General features: G+C 57.3%; 18 protein-coding genes. 11 read left to right on the top strand and 7 right to left on the bottom strand.

Annotation, left to right across the window (positions count from 1 at the left end):
- Window positions 1-101: 101 nt before the first annotated feature.
- From AB5Z05_RS08845 to AB5Z05_RS08820, 6 genes are all read right to left on the bottom strand, one after another.
- Complete coding sequence (locus tag AB5Z05_RS08845) at window positions 102-323, bottom strand: DUF2835 family protein (protein ID WP_005351919.1); 222 nt, start codon at window positions 321-323, stop codon at window positions 102-104.
- A 67-nt stretch (window positions 324-390) separates the two neighbouring features.
- Entirely contained in the window at window positions 391-3015 is a 2625-nt protein-coding gene (gene pepN, locus AB5Z05_RS08840) for an aminopeptidase N (RefSeq protein ID WP_368151113.1), read from the bottom strand.
- A 143-nt stretch (window positions 3016-3158) separates the two neighbouring features.
- On the bottom strand, window positions 3159-5174 hold the full coding sequence (prc, locus tag AB5Z05_RS08835; protein ID WP_368151111.1) for a carboxy terminal-processing peptidase: 2016 nt from the start codon (window positions 5172-5174) through the stop codon (window positions 3159-3161).
- 8 nt (window positions 5175-5182) lie between these two features.
- Window positions 5183-5821, bottom strand: coding sequence for an RNA chaperone ProQ (proQ, locus tag AB5Z05_RS08830; RefSeq protein ID WP_005351923.1), 639 nt, complete (start codon window positions 5819-5821; stop codon window positions 5183-5185).
- A 102-nt stretch (window positions 5822-5923) separates the two neighbouring features.
- Window positions 5924-6382: a GAF domain-containing protein gene (locus AB5Z05_RS08825; protein WP_368151109.1), complete on the bottom strand. Its 459-nt coding sequence runs from the start codon at window positions 6380-6382 to the stop codon at window positions 5924-5926.
- 93 nt (window positions 6383-6475) lie between these two features.
- On the bottom strand, window positions 6476-6937 hold the full coding sequence (locus AB5Z05_RS08820; protein WP_368151107.1) for a hypothetical protein: 462 nt from the start codon (window positions 6935-6937) through the stop codon (window positions 6476-6478).
- A 281-nt stretch (window positions 6938-7218) separates the two neighbouring features.
- Between AB5Z05_RS08820 and ccoN the strand changes: the two genes are divergently transcribed.
- From ccoN to ttcA, 11 genes are all read left to right on the top strand, one after another.
- The gene (ccoN, locus tag AB5Z05_RS08815) at window positions 7219-8643 is read left to right on the top strand and encodes a cytochrome-c oxidase, cbb3-type subunit I (RefSeq protein ID WP_005360548.1); all 1425 of its coding nucleotides are present in this window, start codon (window positions 7219-7221) and stop codon (window positions 8641-8643) included.
- Between the two features lie 16 nt (window positions 8644-8659).
- Window positions 8660-9274 (top strand): cytochrome-c oxidase, cbb3-type subunit II, encoded by a 615-nt coding sequence (gene ccoO, locus AB5Z05_RS08810; protein ID WP_368151106.1) that lies wholly within the window; start codon window positions 8660-8662, stop codon window positions 9272-9274.
- A 10-nt stretch (window positions 9275-9284) separates the two neighbouring features.
- Window positions 9285-9464 carry a CcoQ/FixQ family Cbb3-type cytochrome c oxidase assembly chaperone gene (locus AB5Z05_RS08805; RefSeq protein ID WP_005336620.1) on the top strand — a complete coding sequence of 60 codons (180 nt, stop codon included), beginning with the start codon at window positions 9285-9287 and terminating at the stop codon, window positions 9462-9464.
- Entirely contained in the window at window positions 9464-10447 is a 984-nt protein-coding gene (gene ccoP, locus AB5Z05_RS08800) for a cytochrome-c oxidase, cbb3-type subunit III (protein ID WP_005336622.1), read from the top strand. Before AB5Z05_RS08805 ends, ccoP begins: the two co-directional genes overlap by 1 nt.
- Before the next feature lie 140 nt (window positions 10448-10587).
- On the top strand, window positions 10588-11088 hold the full coding sequence (locus AB5Z05_RS08795) for a FixH family protein (RefSeq protein WP_043820362.1): 501 nt from the start codon (window positions 10588-10590) through the stop codon (window positions 11086-11088).
- Between the two features lie 86 nt (window positions 11089-11174).
- Entirely contained in the window at window positions 11175-13559 is a 2385-nt protein-coding gene (locus tag AB5Z05_RS08790) for a heavy metal translocating P-type ATPase (protein WP_368151104.1), read from the top strand.
- Between the two features lie 138 nt (window positions 13560-13697).
- Window positions 13698-13886 (top strand): cbb3-type cytochrome oxidase assembly protein CcoS, encoded by a 189-nt coding sequence (ccoS, locus tag AB5Z05_RS08785; protein WP_005360558.1) that lies wholly within the window; start codon window positions 13698-13700, stop codon window positions 13884-13886.
- Entirely contained in the window at window positions 13870-14556 is a 687-nt protein-coding gene (locus AB5Z05_RS08780) for a sulfite exporter TauE/SafE family protein (RefSeq protein WP_368151102.1), read from the top strand. Before ccoS ends, AB5Z05_RS08780 begins: the two co-directional genes overlap by 17 nt.
- Window positions 14557-14624: 68 nt before the next feature.
- On the top strand, window positions 14625-15380 hold the full coding sequence (locus AB5Z05_RS08775) for an FNR family transcription factor (RefSeq protein ID WP_005351934.1): 756 nt from the start codon (window positions 14625-14627) through the stop codon (window positions 15378-15380).
- A gap of 151 nt (window positions 15381-15531) precedes the next feature.
- On the top strand, window positions 15532-16479 hold the full coding sequence (uspE, locus tag AB5Z05_RS08770) for a universal stress protein UspE (RefSeq protein ID WP_368151100.1): 948 nt from the start codon (window positions 15532-15534) through the stop codon (window positions 16477-16479).
- Between the two features lie 74 nt (window positions 16480-16553).
- On the top strand, window positions 16554-17462 hold the full coding sequence (gene ttcA / locus AB5Z05_RS08765) for a tRNA 2-thiocytidine(32) synthetase TtcA (protein ID WP_005336634.1): 909 nt from the start codon (window positions 16554-16556) through the stop codon (window positions 17460-17462).
- A 103-nt stretch (window positions 17463-17565) separates the two neighbouring features.
- On the opposite strand, the gene AB5Z05_RS08760 is transcribed toward ttcA, so the two are convergent.
- Complete coding sequence (locus AB5Z05_RS08760; RefSeq protein WP_201956729.1) at window positions 17566-18252, bottom strand: DUF2987 domain-containing protein; 687 nt, start codon at window positions 18250-18252, stop codon at window positions 17566-17568.
- Between the last annotated feature and the right edge of the window lie 11 nt (window positions 18253-18263).

Raw genomic sequence — 18263 nt, 5'->3', positions numbered from 1 at the left:
AAATAACCAAAAATACAGAAATTCCCACTACCTTTGTGCCAGTTTACCGGATAGATAGTGACACAAAGCAGATAAACAGTCGGTAATCTGTTCGATTTTTGTTAATTTATGCGTTCGAGGCTGATAAAGCGGTAATCGTCCTGGGTTTTCAGCCGAAAATAGCCATGCACACCATTGATGGCGACAAAGGGGCGTATTTTTTCTATGCCAAGTTCCAGGGTCAACCCCTGTTCGCTGCGCACCACCAGCCGTCTGGCATGGCCCTGATACATCAGCATCACCTCATCGCTATTCAATGAGAGCCGAAAAGTAAATTGCTTCACGCTTGCTCCTGATCACACGGCACATCAATGTGGGGCAGGAGCGTTAACGCCCCTGCCCCGTCGGCACTTACTGCTGCAGCGCCTTGCTTACCTTCTCGAACAGATCCCGTGCCAGCCCCTCAAGGTTGGCAAGACGGGTCAGCTCGGCGCGGATCAGGGCCTTGCGCGCCTCATCCAGTCGCTTGAACTGGATAAGCGGGGTGATGAGGCGGGAGGCCACCTGCGGATTGACCTCGTTGAGCTCGATCAGCAGATCGGTCAGGAAGCGGTAACCGCTGCCATCCACCGCATGGAACTGAACCTGATTGCTCATGGCGAAGCTGCCGATCAGCGCCCGCAGCCGGTTCGGATTGCGAATGCTGAAGGTCGGGTGAGCCATCGCCTGCTGCACCTCGCTCAGCACATCTTCCGCCGGCTTGCTACCCACCAGACGCAGCCAGTTATCCAGCACCAGACCATCCCGGGCCCACTTGCCTTCGAAATCGGCCAGCAGCTCGGAGCGGCACGGCAACAGATAGCTGTTTGCTACCTGCAACGCCGCCAGAGTGTCGGTCATGTTGTCGGCGGCGGCATATTGCTGGCGCACCAGCAGGTCGGCACTGCCGGCATCGAGAGCCGCCAGATAACCGAGCACTACCCCTTTGAGGGCTCGCTTGGCCATATCGGCATGCACCACCTGATAACCGTTCAGACGCAGACTCTGATAGGTCGCCGCCAAGCGCGCGCCAAAGGCCTCGGCAAGACGGGTGTGGATCGCGTCGCGCACCTGATGGATGGCATCGATATCGGCCACCTCGAACAGCTCGGCCAGGGTCGCTTCACCGGGCAGCGCCAGGATCTCCGCCTTGAGGGCTAAGTCCAGTTCGCTATCGTCCAGAATGGCGACGAAGGCTGCCAACAGGGTTTGGGAGAGCTCAACCCCCTGCCCGTGCTGGACCCGCGCCACCCCGTCGATGACCGCTTTGTTGATCAGCATCTGGGCCGCATCCCAGCGGGCAAACTCGTTGCGGGCAAAGCGCATCAGGAAGGCGAGCGCTTCGTCGGTGTAGTCATAGTGCAGCTTGACCGGCGCGGAGAAGTCCCGCAGCAGAGAAGGAACCGGTTTGACGGGTACTTGATCGAATTCGAAGGTCTGCTCCGCTTCCAGCACATCGAGCACGTTACCGATGGCATTGCCCTGATACTGCAGAGGAATGACGGCACCCTGCTCGTCATATAGCTCGATATCGAGGGGGATATGCAGCGGCAGCTTCTGCGGTTGATCCTGAGTCGGCGGGGTGTGCTGGCTGACATGGAGGCGATAGATACCGCTGGCGGCATCATACTCGTCGGTCACGGTCAGCTCGGGGGTGCCGGACTGGCTGTACCAGCGACGGAAACGACCGAGATCCACACCGGACGCATCCTCCATCGCCTGCACGAAATCATCGCAGGTGGCGGCCGAGCCGTCGTGACGCTCGAAGTAGAGACGCATACCGGCCTGGAAGGCCTCTTCACCTAGCAGGGTGTGCATCATGCGGATCACTTCCGACCCCTTCTCATAGACGGTCAGGGTGTAGAAGTTGTTCATCTCGATCACCACATCCGGGCGGATCGGGTGCGCCATGGGGCCGGCATCTTCGGCAAACTGCGGGCCGCGGACGGTACGCACGTTGTTGATGCGGTTGACGCCACGGGAGCCTAGGTCGGAGGAGAACTCCTGATCCCGGAATACCGTCAGCCCCTCTTTCAGGCTGAGCTGGAACCAGTCGCGGCAGGTGACGCGGTTGCCGGTCCAGTTGTGGAAATATTCGTGACCGATCACCCGTTCGATACCGTGGTAGTCGCTGTCAGTAGCGGTGGCAGGATTGGCCAGCACGAATTTGGAGTTGAAGATGTTTAGCCCCTTGTTCTCCATGGCGCCCATGTTGAAGAAGTCCACCGCGACGATCATGTAGATGTCGAGATCGTACTCGAGGCCGAAACGCTGCTCGTCCCAGCGCATGGAGTTGATGAGGCTCTCCATGGCAAAACCGGCGCGATCGAGGTTGCCCTTGTCGACGAAGATCTCGAGGGCCACTTTGCGGCCGCTCTTGGTGGTGTAGTGGCTGCGCTCCACATCGAAATCACCGGCCACCAGTGCAAACAGGTAGCTCGGTTTGGGGAAAGGATCCTGCCACTGCACGAAGTGACGGCTGCCATCCAGATCACCGCTGTCGACCTTGTTGCCATTGGATAGCAGGAAGGGATATTTGGCTTTGTCGGCGGTAATGCGGGTGCTGTAGCGCGCCAGAATGTCGGGGCGATCCAGATAATAGGTAATGCGACGAAAGCCCTCAGCTTCACACTGGGTGCAGTAGGCATCGCCAGACTTGTAAAGCCCTTCGAGTGCGGTGTTGGCGGCCGGATCCAGCAGGGTGACAATGGTCAGCACACATTCGGCCGGCAGGTTGAACAGGGTCAGACTGCTCTCGCCTTGCTCGTAGTGGTCACAGGGAATGCCATCGATGGCAATGCTCTTGAGGGTCAGCTGCTCGCCATCAAGGACCAGCGGCGCATTGTGCTCGCCGTTGCGGCGAATGCGGGTGATGGCAGTGACCTGGGTCAGTGGTTCCTGCAATTGGAAATCGAGGTCGATAGTGTCGATCCAGTAGAGCGGCGCCTGATAATCCTGGCGATATTTGGCCGTCATGGCCTGGGAGTGATCGGTCATTATTGTCTGCTTCCACGCTTGTTAAAGGCGAGAAAGAGGCTGTCACAACCAACTGGCGGGGTCAAACGATTTGCATGACGTCAGATGTGCCAGATAAAAAGAAAGGGCGACCGCAGTCGCCCTTGTGCATGATGGGTTGCCTGTCAGCTGCGTTTGCTGTCCATAGCCAGATCCGCCGTGATATTGGCCGCTTCGATGAGATACTCATCGGGCGCTTCAAAATCAGCGGGCAGTTCGTCCAGGCTCTTGACTGCCGGCTTGCCAAGACGTGCCAAGCGCTCATTGGTACGTTTAAGCGCTTTCTCATCCTGTTTCGCCTGCTCTGCAACACGCTCCGCCTCGTTGAGGGAGACCGACTTCTTGTCTTTCTCCTCCTTGTAGTCAGCGATGTCCTGCATCACATAGGCAAACTCGGGATCCTTGGCGATCCGAGCATCGTGGGCAGCCTGCAACTTGGGCAGCAGACTGGTGAAATTGCCGAGTTTCTCGTAGTTGGCTGAGGCTATCTTGTCCCAAGGCAACGCATTAAACTCGCGGCTTTCGCCCGTCTCTTCCGGCGCAACCGGTGTCGGGAAGCTGATATCCGGCGCAACGCCCTTGTTCTGGGTACTGCCACCATTGATCCGGTAGAACTTGGCGATGGTGTACTGCACGTGACCCAGCGGCTGCTCGTAGAAGTCATAGACCTTGGCGAGGCTGCGATGTTGTTGCACCGTCCCCTTGCCGAACGAGTTTTCCCCCAGGATCAGGGCGCGACCATAATCCTGCATGGCGGCGGCGAAGATCTCGGAGGCAGATGCACTGTATCTGTCGATCAGCACCGACATGGGACCGCCGTAATAGACGTTGCCATCATCGTCACCGTTGACCGTGATACGACCCATATGATCCCGGATCTGAACCACAGGACCGCTGCCAAAGAAGAGACCGCTCAGGGCAGAGGCTTCGGTCAGGGCTCCGCCGCCGTTTCCGCGCAGATCGATGATAAGACCATCGATCTTCTGCTTGTTGAGGCTGGAGAGCTCCTTGATCACATCATCGTGCAGATTGACGTAGAAACTCGGGATCTCGATGACACCGATCTTCTTGCCTTCGGCGGTGATCACCTTGGACTTGGCTGCCCGGTCTTCAAGGCGCACCTTGTCACGGGTCAGCTCGATCTGTTCGGTCTTGGCGGTAGCGCCCTTGCCGCGCTGAATTTCAAGCTTGACCTTGCTCCCCTTGGGTCCCTTGATGAGCTCGACAACGTCATCGAGACGCCAGCCGATCACATCAATAATCTTGCCATCTTCCTGTCCCACCCCGGTGATCTTGTCATCAGGCTTGAGGTGGTTGGATTTGGCAGCAGGACCACCGGGTACCAGGGAGCGGATGACTGTAAAGTCATCTTCCGCCTGCAACACGGCCCCGATCCCTTCCAACGAGAGGTTCATCTCGGTGTTGAAACGATCGGCACTGCGTGGTGAGAGGTAACTGGTGTGCGGTTCGATGGCGCGAGCGAAAGAGTTCATGAAGAGCTGGAAGACATCTTCGCTCTCGGTCTGGGACATCCGCTTGATGGCGTTGTTGTAACGCTTGCCAAGCAGCTCCTTGATCTCGGGCCACTCCTTGCCACTGAGCTTGAGGCTCAGGGCATCGAACTTGACCCGCTGACGCCACAGCTCGTTAAGCTCTGCTTCATCTTTGGGCCAAGCCGCCCCTTCCCGATCAAACACATAGTTGTCGGTCTGGGTAAAATCGAAAGGAGTATCAAGCAGTTTGAGGGCGTATTCGAACCGCTCATAACGCCGCTGCTGACTCAGGTTGAACATCTCGTAGGCGGGAGCCAGACGGCCTCTTTCGAGGTCGGTGTCAAAACCGTTACGGTACTTTTCAAAACGGCTGATATCAGAGGCCAAAAACAGGTTGCGGCTGTAGTCCAGATTCTCCAGATATTTATCGAAAATCACGGAGGAAAAGGCATCGTCCAGCTTGAACTGTTTGTAGTGCGAGCGGGTAAACAGATTGGTAATTCGCTTGCTGGCCGTAGCATGTTGGCTCTCTTGAGCCAACACAGGCAAATCACTCTCCTTGAGCACCGGCTCGATGGCCTGTGCAAGCCCGGCAAGCGCCAGGCTACAGGCAACGAGGGAAAAACGAATTACGCCATGCTTCAACATTTGTCTCCTTAGAGAACCAAGTGCTCTGATTTGACCCGCACCATCATGCCGGTCTGCAGTTGGACCTGTACATCGTCCTTGGTTACTTCCTTGATGGTTGCCGGAACCGGGAATTTACCCATAACGACGCGCACATCCTGGCCCACTTTCAGCGTAGCGGCATCCACTTTAACCAGCGGAGCGTCAGCGACCGGTGCCTTGGCGGCAGCTTTCGGCTTGGCAGCTACATCAGCTTTCTCGGTTTTGCGCACAGCAGGACGACGGGGCTTCTTGGCCTTCTCATCCTTCTCTTTGGTATTGGTACGACGGCTGGCGAATACGCGCTCTTTGCTCTCTTTCAGAGCTTGCTTGGCGTGCTCGATGTGCTCTTCGGTCAGCAGCTCACCCGGGTTGCCATCCAGATCAACGCGAGCCTGGCCAGCTTTGAGACCGTGCAGATAGCGCCAGCTGGAGGTGTATTGACGCAGTGCGGAACGCAGCATGGTCTTGGAGACTCTGGCATCGTCAGCAAGACGCTCGGCCAAATCCTGGAAGATGCCAATCTTGAGCGGCTTGGCCTCTCCTTCAGCAACGAAGCAGGCCGGGAATTTCTCGACCAGGTAGGCAACGATCTCTTTACTGTTCTTCAGCTTCTCAGTGTTTTCCATGTATAACCTTGGCTTTCATATAAACGCACGGGCACGTCCCGAGCACAACAAAGGCCCCATTATAGAGAGCTTGGGGCCTTTTGCGAACCATCTAGCAATGACTTAGAGCATGCTTTCCAAAATTTGCACCGTTTCTTCGAGGCCAATCCGGTCTTGCTGGTCGAAACGGTTAAAAATCGGACTGTCGATATCGAGCACCCCGATGATCTCGCCACCACGGCGCACCGGGATCACTATTTCCGAGTTGCTCGCGCCATCACAAGCGATGTGACCGTCGAACTGGTGGACATCGTCAATGAGCTGGGTTCTCCCCTCTGCCACTGCCGAACCACACACACCACGGCCGACCGGGATCCGTACGCAGGCCGGTTTGCCCTGAAATGGCCCCAATACCAGGCTCTCGTCCTGCAAGAGATAAAAACCGACCCAGTTGATCTCCGCCAGCTCCTGATTCAGCAGTGCGGAGAGGTTGGCCAGATTGGCAATAAGATCGGTTTCCCCCTCCAGCAGCGCCTTGGCCTGCTGGTTGAGGGTGCGATAAAACGGTTGTTTTTCAATCATGATTAAATGAACTTCACTCCCTGATGGTTTGGGGAAGGTAACGCCTGGCCGGGAAATTTCAAATATTTTTTCCACTCCCCACCTCTTGCGCCGTTATTCCCGGGTAACGGAAAGCGCCAATTGCTGGCGTTGACCATTACTCCACTCGATATTTAACAACCAGATCATGACGGGTGATGTACAGCTCCCCACCTGGGTCACCCCCTGCCACTGTCCGTCTATTTCTTCAAAGCTCACCGGAATGGTGCCCATAAACATATCTTTGCCTTCGAGTGTCGCTTTCACCGGTTTGATGGCCGGATCGCCGCCGCTAATAGCGATGGCAAAGTCATGTTCGGCGCGCAGCGGTAATTCCTTGATGGCGACCGTCAGCGGCTTGTCACCAATCAGCGCGCTGCAAGGGGTGTGGGAAAGATCACAAATCTGATCTTTTTTCTGGTCAGCAGAGACGCTGTTATCGGCCGAAAACCAGGTGCGATAGGCCATCAGCGCCAATAACAGCGCCAATACCAGTACGAGGTGCAAAACTTTACGTGCGGTAAGTCTCTCTTTCATCAAAAACAGCCCGATTAAGATGCAATTAAAATAGTTTTTTGTGATCTCGAACAAGGTAAAAAAATGCCATATCGAGACCGGACGGAGCCAAATATATCACTGTTTATACTGTTATTTTACCTGTCAGTTCAGTATCATTCCCATGCAGTTTTCATTTAGCCATCTTTTGCTTTTCCTTTCGTTAACAGGTGTTAACAACTGGTCGGCGGTGGCTGATGAAGCCAGTCCGGTTCTCCGGATACAAAACCAAACAACAGCAGCATCGGAAGCGGAATATAACGATGAGCCATACAACTAACCATCCTGAGTACAACTACACCGTTGTTCGCCAGTTTACCGTCATGACGATTGTCTGGGGAATTGTCGGCATGTCGGTTGGCGTACTGATCGCAGCCCAGTTGATCTGGCCTGCCCTCAACTTCGAGACCCCGTGGCTGACTTACAGTCGTCTGCGGCCCCTCCATACCAACGCAGTGATCTTCGCCTTCGGTGTCAGTGCACTGATGGCCACCTCCTTCTACGTGGTGCAGCGCACCTGTCAAACCAGACTGTTTGGTGGCCCGCTGGCAACCTTCGTCTTCTGGGGCTGGCAAGCAATCATCCTCTCTGCCGCCATCTCTCTGCCGCTGGGTTTCACCTCCGCCAAGGAGTATGCCGAGCTGGAGTGGCCGATTGATATCGCCATCACTGTGGTATGGGTCGCCTATGCCATCGTCTTCTTCGGCACCCTGATGAAGCGCACCACCTCCCACATCTATGTGGCGAACTGGTTCTTCGGCGCCTTCATCATCACCGTTGCGGTGCTGCACATTGTCAACAACATGGAAGTGCCGCTCTCCGGCATGAAGTCCTACTCCATGTACTCCGGCGCCATGGACGCCATGGTGCAGTGGTGGTATGGCCACAACGCGGTAGGCTTCCTGCTGACCGCCGGCTTCCTGGGGATGATGTACTACTTCGTGCCCAAGCAGGCCGGTCGTCCGGTTTACTCCTATCGCCTCTCAATCGTGCACTTCTGGGCGCTGATCTCCCTCTACATCTGGGCCGGTCCTCACCACCTGCACTACACCGCACTGCCTGACTGGGCACAGTCGCTGGGCATGGTGATGTCCCTGATCCTGTTTGTCCCCTCCTGGGGCGGCATGATCAACGGCATCATGACCCTCTCCGGTGCTTGGCACAAACTGCGTTATGACCCCATCCTGCGCTTCTTGATCGTCTCTCTCTCTTTCTACGGCATGTCGACCTTCGAAGGCCCGATGATGGCGATCAAAACCGTCAACGCCCTCTCCCACTACACCGACTGGACCGTTGGTCACGTTCACTCCGGTGCGCTGGGCTGGGTTGCCATGGTCTCCATCGGTGCGGTTTACCATCTGATCCCGAACCTGTTCGGCCAGGGCAGGATGTACAGCGTCAAGCTGATCAACGTTCACTTCTGGCTGGCGACCGTGGGCACCGTGCTCTACATCGTTGCCATGTGGATTTCCGGCGTGATGCAGGGCCTGATGTGGCGTGCTGTCAACGAAGACGGCACCCTGACCTACAGCTTCGTTGAAGCGCTGCAGGCATCCTATCCCTTCTATTTCGTGCGCTTCCTGGGTGGCTGCTTCTTCGTCACCGGCATGTTGCTGATGGCTTACAACGCCTATCGCACCATCACTGCGCCCAAAGGTTCTCTGGAACCTGTCGCCCAGCCAGCATGATTGAAGAGGTCAACCCATGAGCAACAATAACCGTCACGAAATATTTGAAAAAAGCGTTCCCATGCTGGTGGTCGGCATCATCTTCGCCATCAGTCTGGGGGGCCTGGTTGAAATCACTCCGCTGTTCTTCCAAAAGCAAACCACCGAGCCGGTGGAGGGCCTCAAGCCCTACACCGCTCTGCAGATGGAAGGACGCGACATCTTCATTCGCGAAGGCTGCACCAACTGCCACAGCCAGATGATCCGTCCGTTCCGTGCCGAAACCGAGCGTTACGGTCACTACTCGGTCGCCGGTGAGAGCGTCTGGGAGCACCCCTTCCTGTGGGGCTCCAAGCGTACCGGTCCGGATCTGGCCCGTGTCGGTGGCCGCTACTCCGACGAGTGGCACAAGGTTCACCTGATCAACCCGCGCGATGTGGTACCGGAATCCAACATGCCCGCCTACCCCTGGCTTGATACCAATGTGCTGACCGGCGAGATGACCGCCAAGAAGCTGGCGCTGTTCCGCGATCACTTCGGTGTGCCCTATACCGACGCCGATATTCAGGGTGCGGCCGAAGCCGTCAAGGGCAAAACCGAGCTGGATGCGCTGGTGGCCTATCTGCAATCACTGGGTCATGCCCTGAAATAAGGAGGCGAAAATGGACTACGGCACATTTCGCGGTCTGTATACCTTGCTGTTGATGGCCATCATGATTGGCATCATCGTCTGGGCCTACAGCAAACGCCGCAAGACCTCTTTCGACGAGGCTGCCAATCTGGTTTTTGCCGATGATGAGCAACCCGGTGCTGATAAAAAGAACGCAGGAGCGAAACAATAATGAGCACTCTGTTTAGCATTTTTGTGACTGTCATCAGTCTGGGAACCATCCTCGGCTGCTTCTTGCTGCTGATGTGGTGCCGCAAGGACAAGATGGGTGTTGAAGAAGGCAAATCGATGGGTCACTCCTTCGATGGCATCGAGGAGATCAACAACCCGCTGCCGAAGTGGTGGACTTACATGTTCCTCTTCTTCATCGTCACCGGTCTGGTCTATCTGGTCGCCTTCCCGGGACTTGGCAACTTCAAAGGCCTGTTGGGCTGGCAAAGTTCCAACCAGGACGTGCGCTCGCTGGCCGAGTCCAAGGCTGCAACCGAATCGGCCAAGGCTGAAGGTCGCGCGGTGGAGTATGACCGCGAGGTCGCCAAGGCTGACGAGATCTACGGCGCCAAGTTCCGTGAACTCACCTACGAAGCGGATGGCAAAACCTATCGTGCCATCACCGAGATCGCCAAGGATCCGGAAGCCCTGAAAGTGGGTCAGCGTCTGTTCCTGCAGAACTGCTCCCAGTGCCACGGCTCCGATGCCCGTGGTGGCCGCGGCTTCCCGAACCTGACCGACAGCGAATGGCAATGGGGCGGCCAGCCTGATCAAATCAAGACCACCATCATGGGCGGTCGTCAGGGGATCATGGCTGCCTGGGGTGAAATCCTCGGCAAAGATGGCGTTCAGGAAGTGGCCTCCTATGTGTTGAGCCTCTCCGGTCGCAAGGTCGACCTGGTGGAAGCGAAGAAAGGTGAAGCACGCTTTGCCATCTGCGCAGCTTGCCACGGGGCCGATGCCAAGGGCGGTATTGCCGTCGGTGCGCCAGATCTGACCAACAACACCTGGCTCTATGGTGGCTCCCGCGAAGTGGTGGTACAAACCATCACCCACGGTCGTCACGGCGTGATGCCAGCCTGGAAAGATATTCTGGGTGAGGACAAGGTTCACCTGCTGGCCTCCTACGTTTACAGCCTGTCTCATCAACAGTCTGCCAAATAAGGTTCGCCCGTAACGTTGTAACATGTGATAAACACGTGATTACACAGCAAAAAGCCTCGACTCCTCGAGGCTTTTTGTTATCTTGTGTTGCGTAAAAACCATCTTCCACGTTAATCATTCGTTTCATGGCAGTAGCAATCATGACCCAACCTCTATCCAAACCGTGGTATCGCCAATTCTGGCCCTGGTTTATCATCGCCCTCCCCACTGCCGCCGTTGTCGGCAGTATCGCCACCGCCATCATCGCCAGCAAGGATGGGGTCAATCTGGTGGCCGAGGACTATTACAAACAAGGGAAAGAGATCAATCAGGACTTGAGCAAGTTTGACCGCTCCGAAGCGCTCAATATCCGCTTTGGGCTGGAAGTTGACGGCAACGAGCTGACCCTCAAACCCATCAGCGGTGACATTCCTGCCGGGCAAGCTCTCTATCTCTCATTGTTCCACCCGACCTTGGCCGGTCAGGACAGCGAACACATGATCACCGCCGATGCGAGCGGCACCTATCGCCTCCATTTCGACAAGCCGCTGGTCGGCAAGTGGCACATTCGGGTCGATGCCTTTGATCATGAGTGGCGATTGCAAGAGACCGTCCAGCTGCCCACCCTGGCCCCTGTCGAACTCGACCCGAAAGGACGCTAAGCCATGACCGGCTGTTCTCACTGTGGCGAGCCGGTGTTCGCCAGCGCCCCTGCTGCTTGCATTCTGCATTCAGGGGGGCATCAATCATGACCCCATGCTTTCACTGTGGCGAGCCGGTACCCGCCAATAGTGGCTATTCCCTCGAGATAAAGGGGATTGTTCGCCCCATGTGCTGCCCCGGTTGTCAGGCGGTGGCGGAAACCATCATGGAGTGCGGCCTTGCCAGTTACTACGATCACCGCACCGCCCCCGGTACCAAGGGGGATCTGGTACCCGAGGAGCTAGCCGCCCTCACCCACTACGATCTGGCAGAAGTGCAACAGGATTTTGTCACCGACAGCGGTACCCTTCGCGAAATCCAGCTGACAGTTGAAGGGCTCACCTGCGCCGCCTGTGCCTGGCTTATCGAACGCCACCTGATGACACTGACGGGCCTGCGCTACATCAACGTCAACACCACCACCCACCGGGCCCGCATCAAGTGGGATCCGGACCAGCTCTCCCTGAGTGACATCCTCAAGGGATTTGCCCAGATCGGCTATCGCGCCTACCCGTTCCAGACCCATCAACAGGAGGCGCTCTACGCCAAAGAGGTGCGCAGCTATATGTTCCGGCTGGCACTGGCAGGGCTTGGTTCAATGCAGGTGATGATGTGCGCCGTGGCCCTCTACATGGATCTCTTCATCAGCGTTGAAGATGAGTTCATGGTCTACTTCAAGTGGATAAGCCTGCTGCTCTCAACCCCCATCATGATCTATTCAGCCCAGCCCTTTTACGTGGGTGCCTGGCGCAGCCTGAAACAGGGTCACTTGTCGATGGATGTGTCGGTGTCGCTGGCGCTGATCGGGGCTTTTATCGCCTCCATGTGGGCCACCGTGTTCAATACCGGTGAGGTCTATTACGACTCCATCACCATGTTCGTCTTCTTCCTGCTGCTGGGGCGCTTTCTCGAGTTGCGGGCCCGGCGCAAGGCGTCGGAATCGAGCTCCAACCTGGCGCGACTGGTGCCCATCATGGCGACCCGCATCGATGATGAAGGGGAACATGAGGTAGCGGCCAAGACCTTGCAGGTCGGCGATCGGGTACGGGTGCTGGCCGGCGCCACCTTGCCGGCGGACGGCATCATTGTCGAAGGGCAAGCCAGCCTCAACGAATCCATGCTGACCGGTGAACAACTGCCCCTGCTCAAACAGCCAGGCGATCAGGTCTATGCCGGCACCATCAACACGGATGCCCCGCTGCAGATCCGGGTCAGCCACCGTATTGAAGAGTCGCGGATCGCCCAAATCATGCGGCTGCAGGATCATGCTCTCGATGATAAACCAGCCATCGCCCAGATGGCGGATCAGCTGTCGCGCCACTTTATTCTGGTGCTGCTGATCATTGCCGCCGCGGTCTGGACCTTCTGGCACTTCCATCAACCGGATCAGGCGTTCTGGGTCACCCTCGCCGTGCTGGTTGCCACCTGCCCCTGTGCCCTGTCGCTGGCCACCCCGACGGCGCTAACCTCGGCCACCGCCAATCTGACCCGCAACGGCATTCTGCTGCGCCGCGGTCATGTGCTGGACGTGCTGACCAAGGCCAACCGGATCGTGATGGACAAGACCGGTACCCTGACCACAGGGGAGATCAGTCTGACACAGACTCAGGCGTTGGCCGACCTTGACGAGGCGCACTGCCTCGCCATCGCCCGGGCCATGGAGGCGCAATCCGAGCACCCCATAGCTCGCGCCTTCCGGCTACCTGCCGACAGTATCAGTGTGCTGCCATCCGCCCGCGAGATCACCCCGGTCATCGGTCACGGCATCACAGCTCTGGTGGATGGCGTACGCTACCGCATCGGCAGTGCATGCTGGCTTGGGCTGGATCCGGCGCAAGAGCATGGCCGCGGTCTGGCTATCTATCTGGCCGACGAGCAGCAGGTATTGGCCCGCTTCAATCTGGAAGATACCCTGCGCCCCGATGCCAGGGCGCTGATCGCGGCATTCAAGACAGCAGGTCTGCAAACTACCGTGCTGACTGGTGACAGCTCTTTGCAGGCAGACGAGATTGCCCGCGAGCTGGGCGTGGATGAGCTGGTCAAGGGGGTCTCGCCCGATGGCAAGCTGGCCTACCTCAAGACCCGGGAAGCCCAAGGGGATATCAGCATCATGGTGGGCGATGGCATCAACGACGCGCCGGTACTGGCTGGCGCTCACGCCTCATTTGCCATGGCTGGTGGCACCGATCTGGCGAAAAACAGCGCCGATGCCATCCTGCTGGCCGATGACCTGAGCCGACTGCTCGAGGCAAGAGTGCTGGCAATGCGTACCCGCAAGATCATCATCGAGAACTTCGCCTGGTCCATCGGTTACAACCTGCTGGTGCTGCCGCTGGCAGCCTGCGGCTGGCTGCCCCCCTATCTGGCGGCGGCGGGCATGTCGCTCAGTTCACTCATCGTGGTAACCAACTCCATGCGCCTCAACCGATGAGGCTGGTGGCGGAAAATAGCTGAAAATGTGGCCTGCCTCCGATGCAGGCCACATTTCTCACTGATAGCGGCTGGCCCCCTGCCAGAACAGGGTTACCATAGGGGACGCTTGCCACGGATGAACGCCAAGGTACCTCTCATGAATATAATTTTTGTCCTGATCCCCATCGCTATCCTGTTTGTGATCATCGCCGGGGTCGTCTTCTTCTGGGCCATTCGCTCCGAACAGTTTGAAGATCTCGACCGGCAGGGTTCCAACATCCTGTTTGACGAAGAGCAACCCACCCACAAACCCGCAAAGCCTGCTGACCATGACCCACAACCTTGATCTGGCCGGCGCCCTGCTGGTCGGACTGGCAGGCTCTGCCCACTGCATCGGCATGTGTGGTGGCGTCTCCGCCGCGCTCTCCATGGCAATCCCAGCCAACAAGCAACACTTCTGGGGGCGGCTTGCCTATCTGCTTAACTACAACCTCGGCCGGATCCTGAGCTATGTCATTGCAGGTGCACTGGTGGGCGGCCTGCTCGCCACCACCAGCGAGCTGGGCGCAGGCAAACACGCTATTGCCGGATTGCGTCTCGTTGCAGCGCTATTGATGATTGCGATTGGTCTCTATCTGGCGGGCTGGTGGCAAGGGATCTTGCTGCTGGAGCGGCTCGGAGCCAGACTTTGGCCCCGAATCAAACCGCTGGCGGGCAAATTTATCCCCTTCACCTCACCTGTGCAGGCACTGCCCTTTGGCATGGTGTGGGGTTGGCTGCCCTGCGGGCTGGTCTACTCCATGCTGACCTGGAGCGCGGCGGCCGGTTCGGCCAGCGGCGGGGCGCTCATCATGCTCTTTTTTGGTCTCGGCACCCTGCCCACCCTGTTTGCTTTGGGGGGACTCGCTGATCGCCTGAGATACTGGCTCACCCTGCGCAGTTTGCGCCTTGGCGGGGCCCTGCTGCTCATTTTGTTCGGGGTGCATACCTTCTGGATTGGCATTGCTTCCTTTTGAAACCCTATCCAAAACGGATGAGTTGATGGTAAACTTGTTTGATATAAATCAATTATTCGTATGAGCCTATGATCCCGGAAAAGAAACCTGGCAGACGTATCCAGAGCGGTGGCTGTGCAATTCATTGCCAGGATTGCAGCATCAGTCAGCTCTGTATTCCCTTCACTCTGAACGACAACGAGCTTGATCAGCTGGACAGCATCATCGAGCGCAAGAAGCCGATCCAGAAGGGTGAAGAGCTGTTCAAGGCTGGCGATGAGTTCAAATCGCTCTATGCCATCCGTTCCGGGACCATCAAGTCTTATACCATCACCGAGCAAGGGGATGAGCAGATAACCGCGTTCCACCTCGCTGGCGATCTGGTCGGTTTTGATGCCATCAACAAGCAGGCCCACCCCTCCTTCGCCCAGGCGCTGGAAACGGCCATGGTGTGCGAGATCCCGTTTGAAGTGCTGGATGATCTCTCCGGCAAGATGCCCAAACTGCGCCAGCAGATCATGCGTCTGATGAGCAGCGAAATCATGGGCGATCAGGAGATGATCCTGCTGCTCTCCAAGAAGAATGCCGAAGAGCGCCTCGCCGCCTTCCTGCACAATCTGTCGGTACGCTTCTCCGAGCGCGGCTTCTCCGCCAAGGAGTTCCGTCTCTCCATGACCCGTGGTGACATTGGCAACTATCTGGGTCTGACCGTCGAGACCATCAGTCGTCTGCTCGGCCGTTTCCAGAAGTCCGGTCTCATCAGCGTCAAAGGCAAATACATTACTGTGCTGGATCAGGTCGCGCTGGGCATGATGGCCGGTGCAACTCGCCCGCCCTGCGGCTGATTTTTCCGCTTACCCTCCCGCTTTTCTGCTGCTTTCTCTGCCGGATCCTTTCCTCTGGAATGTGATCCGGTACGTTCCCCATACCCTCCTCCTGCGCTAAGCTGTAATGGCTAAGATTCTGCTGTCATTGGACTTTTCCAAGGAGGAGAAGATGGTCAAATATCAGAATATTCTGGTGGTTATCAATCCAGAAGAGGAGCGTCAAATCGCCCTCGAACGGGCAGTCAAAGTCGCCGAGCTGGACGAAAACGCCCATCTGACCCTGCTGCTCACCATCTATGACTTCTCGTATGAAATGACTGCCATGCTCTCGGTGGACGAGCGGCAAGAGATGCGTGATGGCGTCATTTCACAGCGACGTGAGTGGCTGGACGAGATCCTGACCCCCTATCGGGCACAGGGGATCGAGTGCGAAGTGAAAGTAGTCTGGCACAATCGTCCCTTCGAATGCGTCATTCAGGAAGTGCTGGAGCAGCGCCACGATCTGGTGATCAAAGCCACTCATCATCACAGCTTCCTGCAAACCTTCATCTTTACCCCCACCGACTGGCACCTGCTGCGCAAATGCCCCTGTCCGGTGCTGCTGGTCAAAGAGGGTCACTGGCAACGGGACGGCAACATCATCGCCGCCATCAACTGCTCAAGCGACGATCCGGATCAGAAACTGCTCAACGAACGGATCACCCAGGAGGGAAGCGACATCGCCGAGCTGCTGGGCTCCAACCTCTATCTGGTCAACACCTACCCGGGCACCCCGGTCAACGTGGCCATCGAGCTGCCCGAGTTTGACCCCAACGCCTACAACGAAGCGATCCGCAAACACCACGAAAGCCTGCTACTCAGCCATGCCGACAAGTTCGGGATCGGTCATCTCTGGACCCGGGTAGCAGAGGGGCTACCGGAAGAGGTATTGCCGGATATGGCCGAAGAGCTCAAGGCGACCTTGATGATCATGGGTTGCGTCGGGCGTACCGGGCTTTCTGCAGCTTTGCTCGGCAATACTGCCGAACATGTGATTGACCGCCTCTCCTGTGACATTCTGATCCTCAAACCGGCGGACTACAGCTGCCCGGTCGACAGTCGTCGCAATCAATCATAAGGTGCCTGGCACCTTGCCCTCCCCCGGGACATGGCTATAATAACGCGCTTATTTGTGTCCCGGGTTTTACGAGCATGCTAGAAGAGCTGAACGCCAAAGAAAAATACAGTTTTAACAAACTGCAGAAGCGCCTGCGGCGCAACGTGGGTCAGGCCATTGCCGACTTCAACATGATTGAAGAGGGCGACAAGGTCATGGTCTGCCTCTCCGGCGGCAAGGACAGCTTCGGTATGCTCGACATACTGATGAGTCTCAAAGCCAGCGCCCCCATCCATTTCGATCTGGTTGCCGTCAACCTGGATCAGAAGCAGCCCGGTTTCCCCGAGCATGTGCTGCCCGAGTATCTGGATTCCCTCGGCATCGAGTACAAGATTGTCGAAGAGGATACCTACTCCATAGTCAAAGAGAAGGTACCGGAAGGCAAAACCACCTGCTCCCTCTGCTCACGGCTGCGTCGCGGTATTCTCTACCGCACCGCCCAGGAGCTGGGCTGCACCAAGATTGCCCTTGGCCACCACCGCGACGACATCCTCGAGACCCTGTTCCTCAACATGTTCTACGGTGGCAAGCTCAAGTCCATGCCGCCCAAGCTGGTGAGCGATGATGGCAAGAACGTGGTGATCCGCCCGCTGGCCTACTGCAAAGAGAAGGATCTGATCCGCTACGCCGACGTCAAAGCCTTCCCCATCATTCCGTGCAACCTGTGCGGCTCGCAGGAGAACCTGCAGCGTCAGGCCATCAAGCAGATGATGCAGGATTGGGATCGCCGCTTCCCCGGTCGTATCGAGACCATGTTCACCGCCATTCAGGACGTGATCCCGAGCCACCTGCTCGATCACAAGCTGTTTGACTTCAAGAGCATCAACCGCGACTCCGGCATCATCGATGGTGGCGACAAGGCGTTTGATCCGCCCGAGATGCCAAAGGCGCCGCTGCTGGACATCGACGAGATGGACATGCTGGATGTGATTGAAGTGCGCTAAGCCGCGCTCACAAGGCAAACGCCACGCAATAAAAAAGGAGCGATGATCGCTCCTTTTTTGCTTTCTTTATCTGCCTGTTACCAACGTGACAGCACCATCGGCATCAGCCTTTGTGCAGCCAGGGGGTCAGTCGCAACACGTCACCCTGCAGGCGCAGTTGCCCGGCAGCGAACGCGGCCAGTTGCTCATTGCTCAACAACAGGTGGCCTTCCTGCCAGGGCAGCGCCTCCTGACGGGCGCCATTAATCAGATAGGCGGTGCCGCTCTGCTGCACCACGGTAATACGTATTCCTTCCATCTTCGGCAGGAAGTGCTTGCCGACCATGCCCGCCATCTTGTCGAGCAACGACTGCATCTGCAGCTGACGGGCCGCCAGCTCGGCCAGCGGCAGCTCGGGTCCGTTCGGTGCGTCGGCCATCACCTGTACCGTCATATCGCAAGTGGCGTGCTCTTCTTTCAGGCCGACGGTCACGATCCCCTTGTCGAGGTTGAGATCCTCATCAAAAGGCAGGCGCAGTTCGCTATCGACCGTTACCTCGCCAGCCACTTCCTTGCTGTCGGTTGCAACCCGGGCAAAAGTGAGGCCGCAGCGCTGACCATTTTGCGGATCGGTTAGATAAAACCCCAGTCTGGCGTGACCAAACTCCCCTTTGGCAAAGGTCTTCATCTGGCTGTAGAAGGTGCTGTATTGCAGATCCAGCACCGGCTCAGCCAGCGCCAGCCCTGGCAGCAAGAGCGTGGCCAGCAGACTCTGGCGCACAGCCTTGGTCACTCCATATCGACGGGTCATTCAACATCCTT

Origin of the sequence: Aeromonas sp. R2-4 (assembly GCF_040908365.1) — a bacterium.
GTDB classification, from domain to species: Bacteria; Pseudomonadota; Gammaproteobacteria; order Enterobacterales; family Aeromonadaceae; genus Aeromonas; species Aeromonas veronii.
Note: the sequence above shows the minus strand (reverse complement) of the source record. Positions and strands in the feature narration are given on the sequence as shown.

Excerpts from the sequence above, each read along its gene's own strand:
- AB5Z05_RS08775 (WP_005351934.1), top strand. The coding sequence starts at position 14,625 with ATGATCCCGGAAAAGAAACCTGGCAGACGTATCCAGAGCGGTGGCTGT.
- ccoP (WP_005336622.1), top strand. The coding sequence starts at position 9,464 with ATGAGCACTCTGTTTAGCATTTTTGTGACTGTCATCAGTCTGGGAACC.
- AB5Z05_RS08825 (WP_368151109.1), bottom strand. The coding sequence starts at position 6,382 with ATGATTGAAAAACAACCGTTTTATCGCACCCTCAACCAGCAGGCCAAG.
- ccoS (WP_005360558.1), top strand. The coding sequence starts at position 13,698 with ATGAATATAATTTTTGTCCTGATCCCCATCGCTATCCTGTTTGTGATC.
- proQ (WP_005351923.1), bottom strand. The coding sequence starts at position 5,821 with ATGGAAAACACTGAGAAGCTGAAGAACAGTAAAGAGATCGTTGCCTAC.
- pepN (WP_368151113.1), bottom strand. The coding sequence starts at position 3,015 with ATGACCGATCACTCCCAGGCCATGACGGCCAAATATCGCCAGGATTAT.
- AB5Z05_RS08795 (WP_043820362.1), top strand. The coding sequence starts at position 10,588 with ATGACCCAACCTCTATCCAAACCGTGGTATCGCCAATTCTGGCCCTGG.
- AB5Z05_RS08805 (WP_005336620.1), top strand. The coding sequence starts at position 9,285 with ATGGACTACGGCACATTTCGCGGTCTGTATACCTTGCTGTTGATGGCC.
- AB5Z05_RS08790 (WP_368151104.1), top strand. The coding sequence starts at position 11,175 with ATGACCCCATGCTTTCACTGTGGCGAGCCGGTACCCGCCAATAGTGGC.
- ttcA (WP_005336634.1), top strand. The coding sequence starts at position 16,554 with ATGCTAGAAGAGCTGAACGCCAAAGAAAAATACAGTTTTAACAAACTG.
- uspE (WP_368151100.1), top strand. The coding sequence starts at position 15,532 with ATGGTCAAATATCAGAATATTCTGGTGGTTATCAATCCAGAAGAGGAG.
- AB5Z05_RS08820 (WP_368151107.1), bottom strand. The coding sequence starts at position 6,937 with ATGAAAGAGAGACTTACCGCACGTAAAGTTTTGCACCTCGTACTGGTA.
- ccoN (WP_005360548.1), top strand. The coding sequence starts at position 7,219 with ATGAGCCATACAACTAACCATCCTGAGTACAACTACACCGTTGTTCGC.
- prc (WP_368151111.1), bottom strand. The coding sequence starts at position 5,174 with ATGTTGAAGCATGGCGTAATTCGTTTTTCCCTCGTTGCCTGTAGCCTG.
- AB5Z05_RS08760 (WP_201956729.1), bottom strand. The coding sequence starts at position 18,252 with ATGACCCGTCGATATGGAGTGACCAAGGCTGTGCGCCAGAGTCTGCTG.
- ccoO (WP_368151106.1), top strand. The coding sequence starts at position 8,660 with ATGAGCAACAATAACCGTCACGAAATATTTGAAAAAAGCGTTCCCATG.
- AB5Z05_RS08780 (WP_368151102.1), top strand. The coding sequence starts at position 13,870 with ATGACCCACAACCTTGATCTGGCCGGCGCCCTGCTGGTCGGACTGGCA.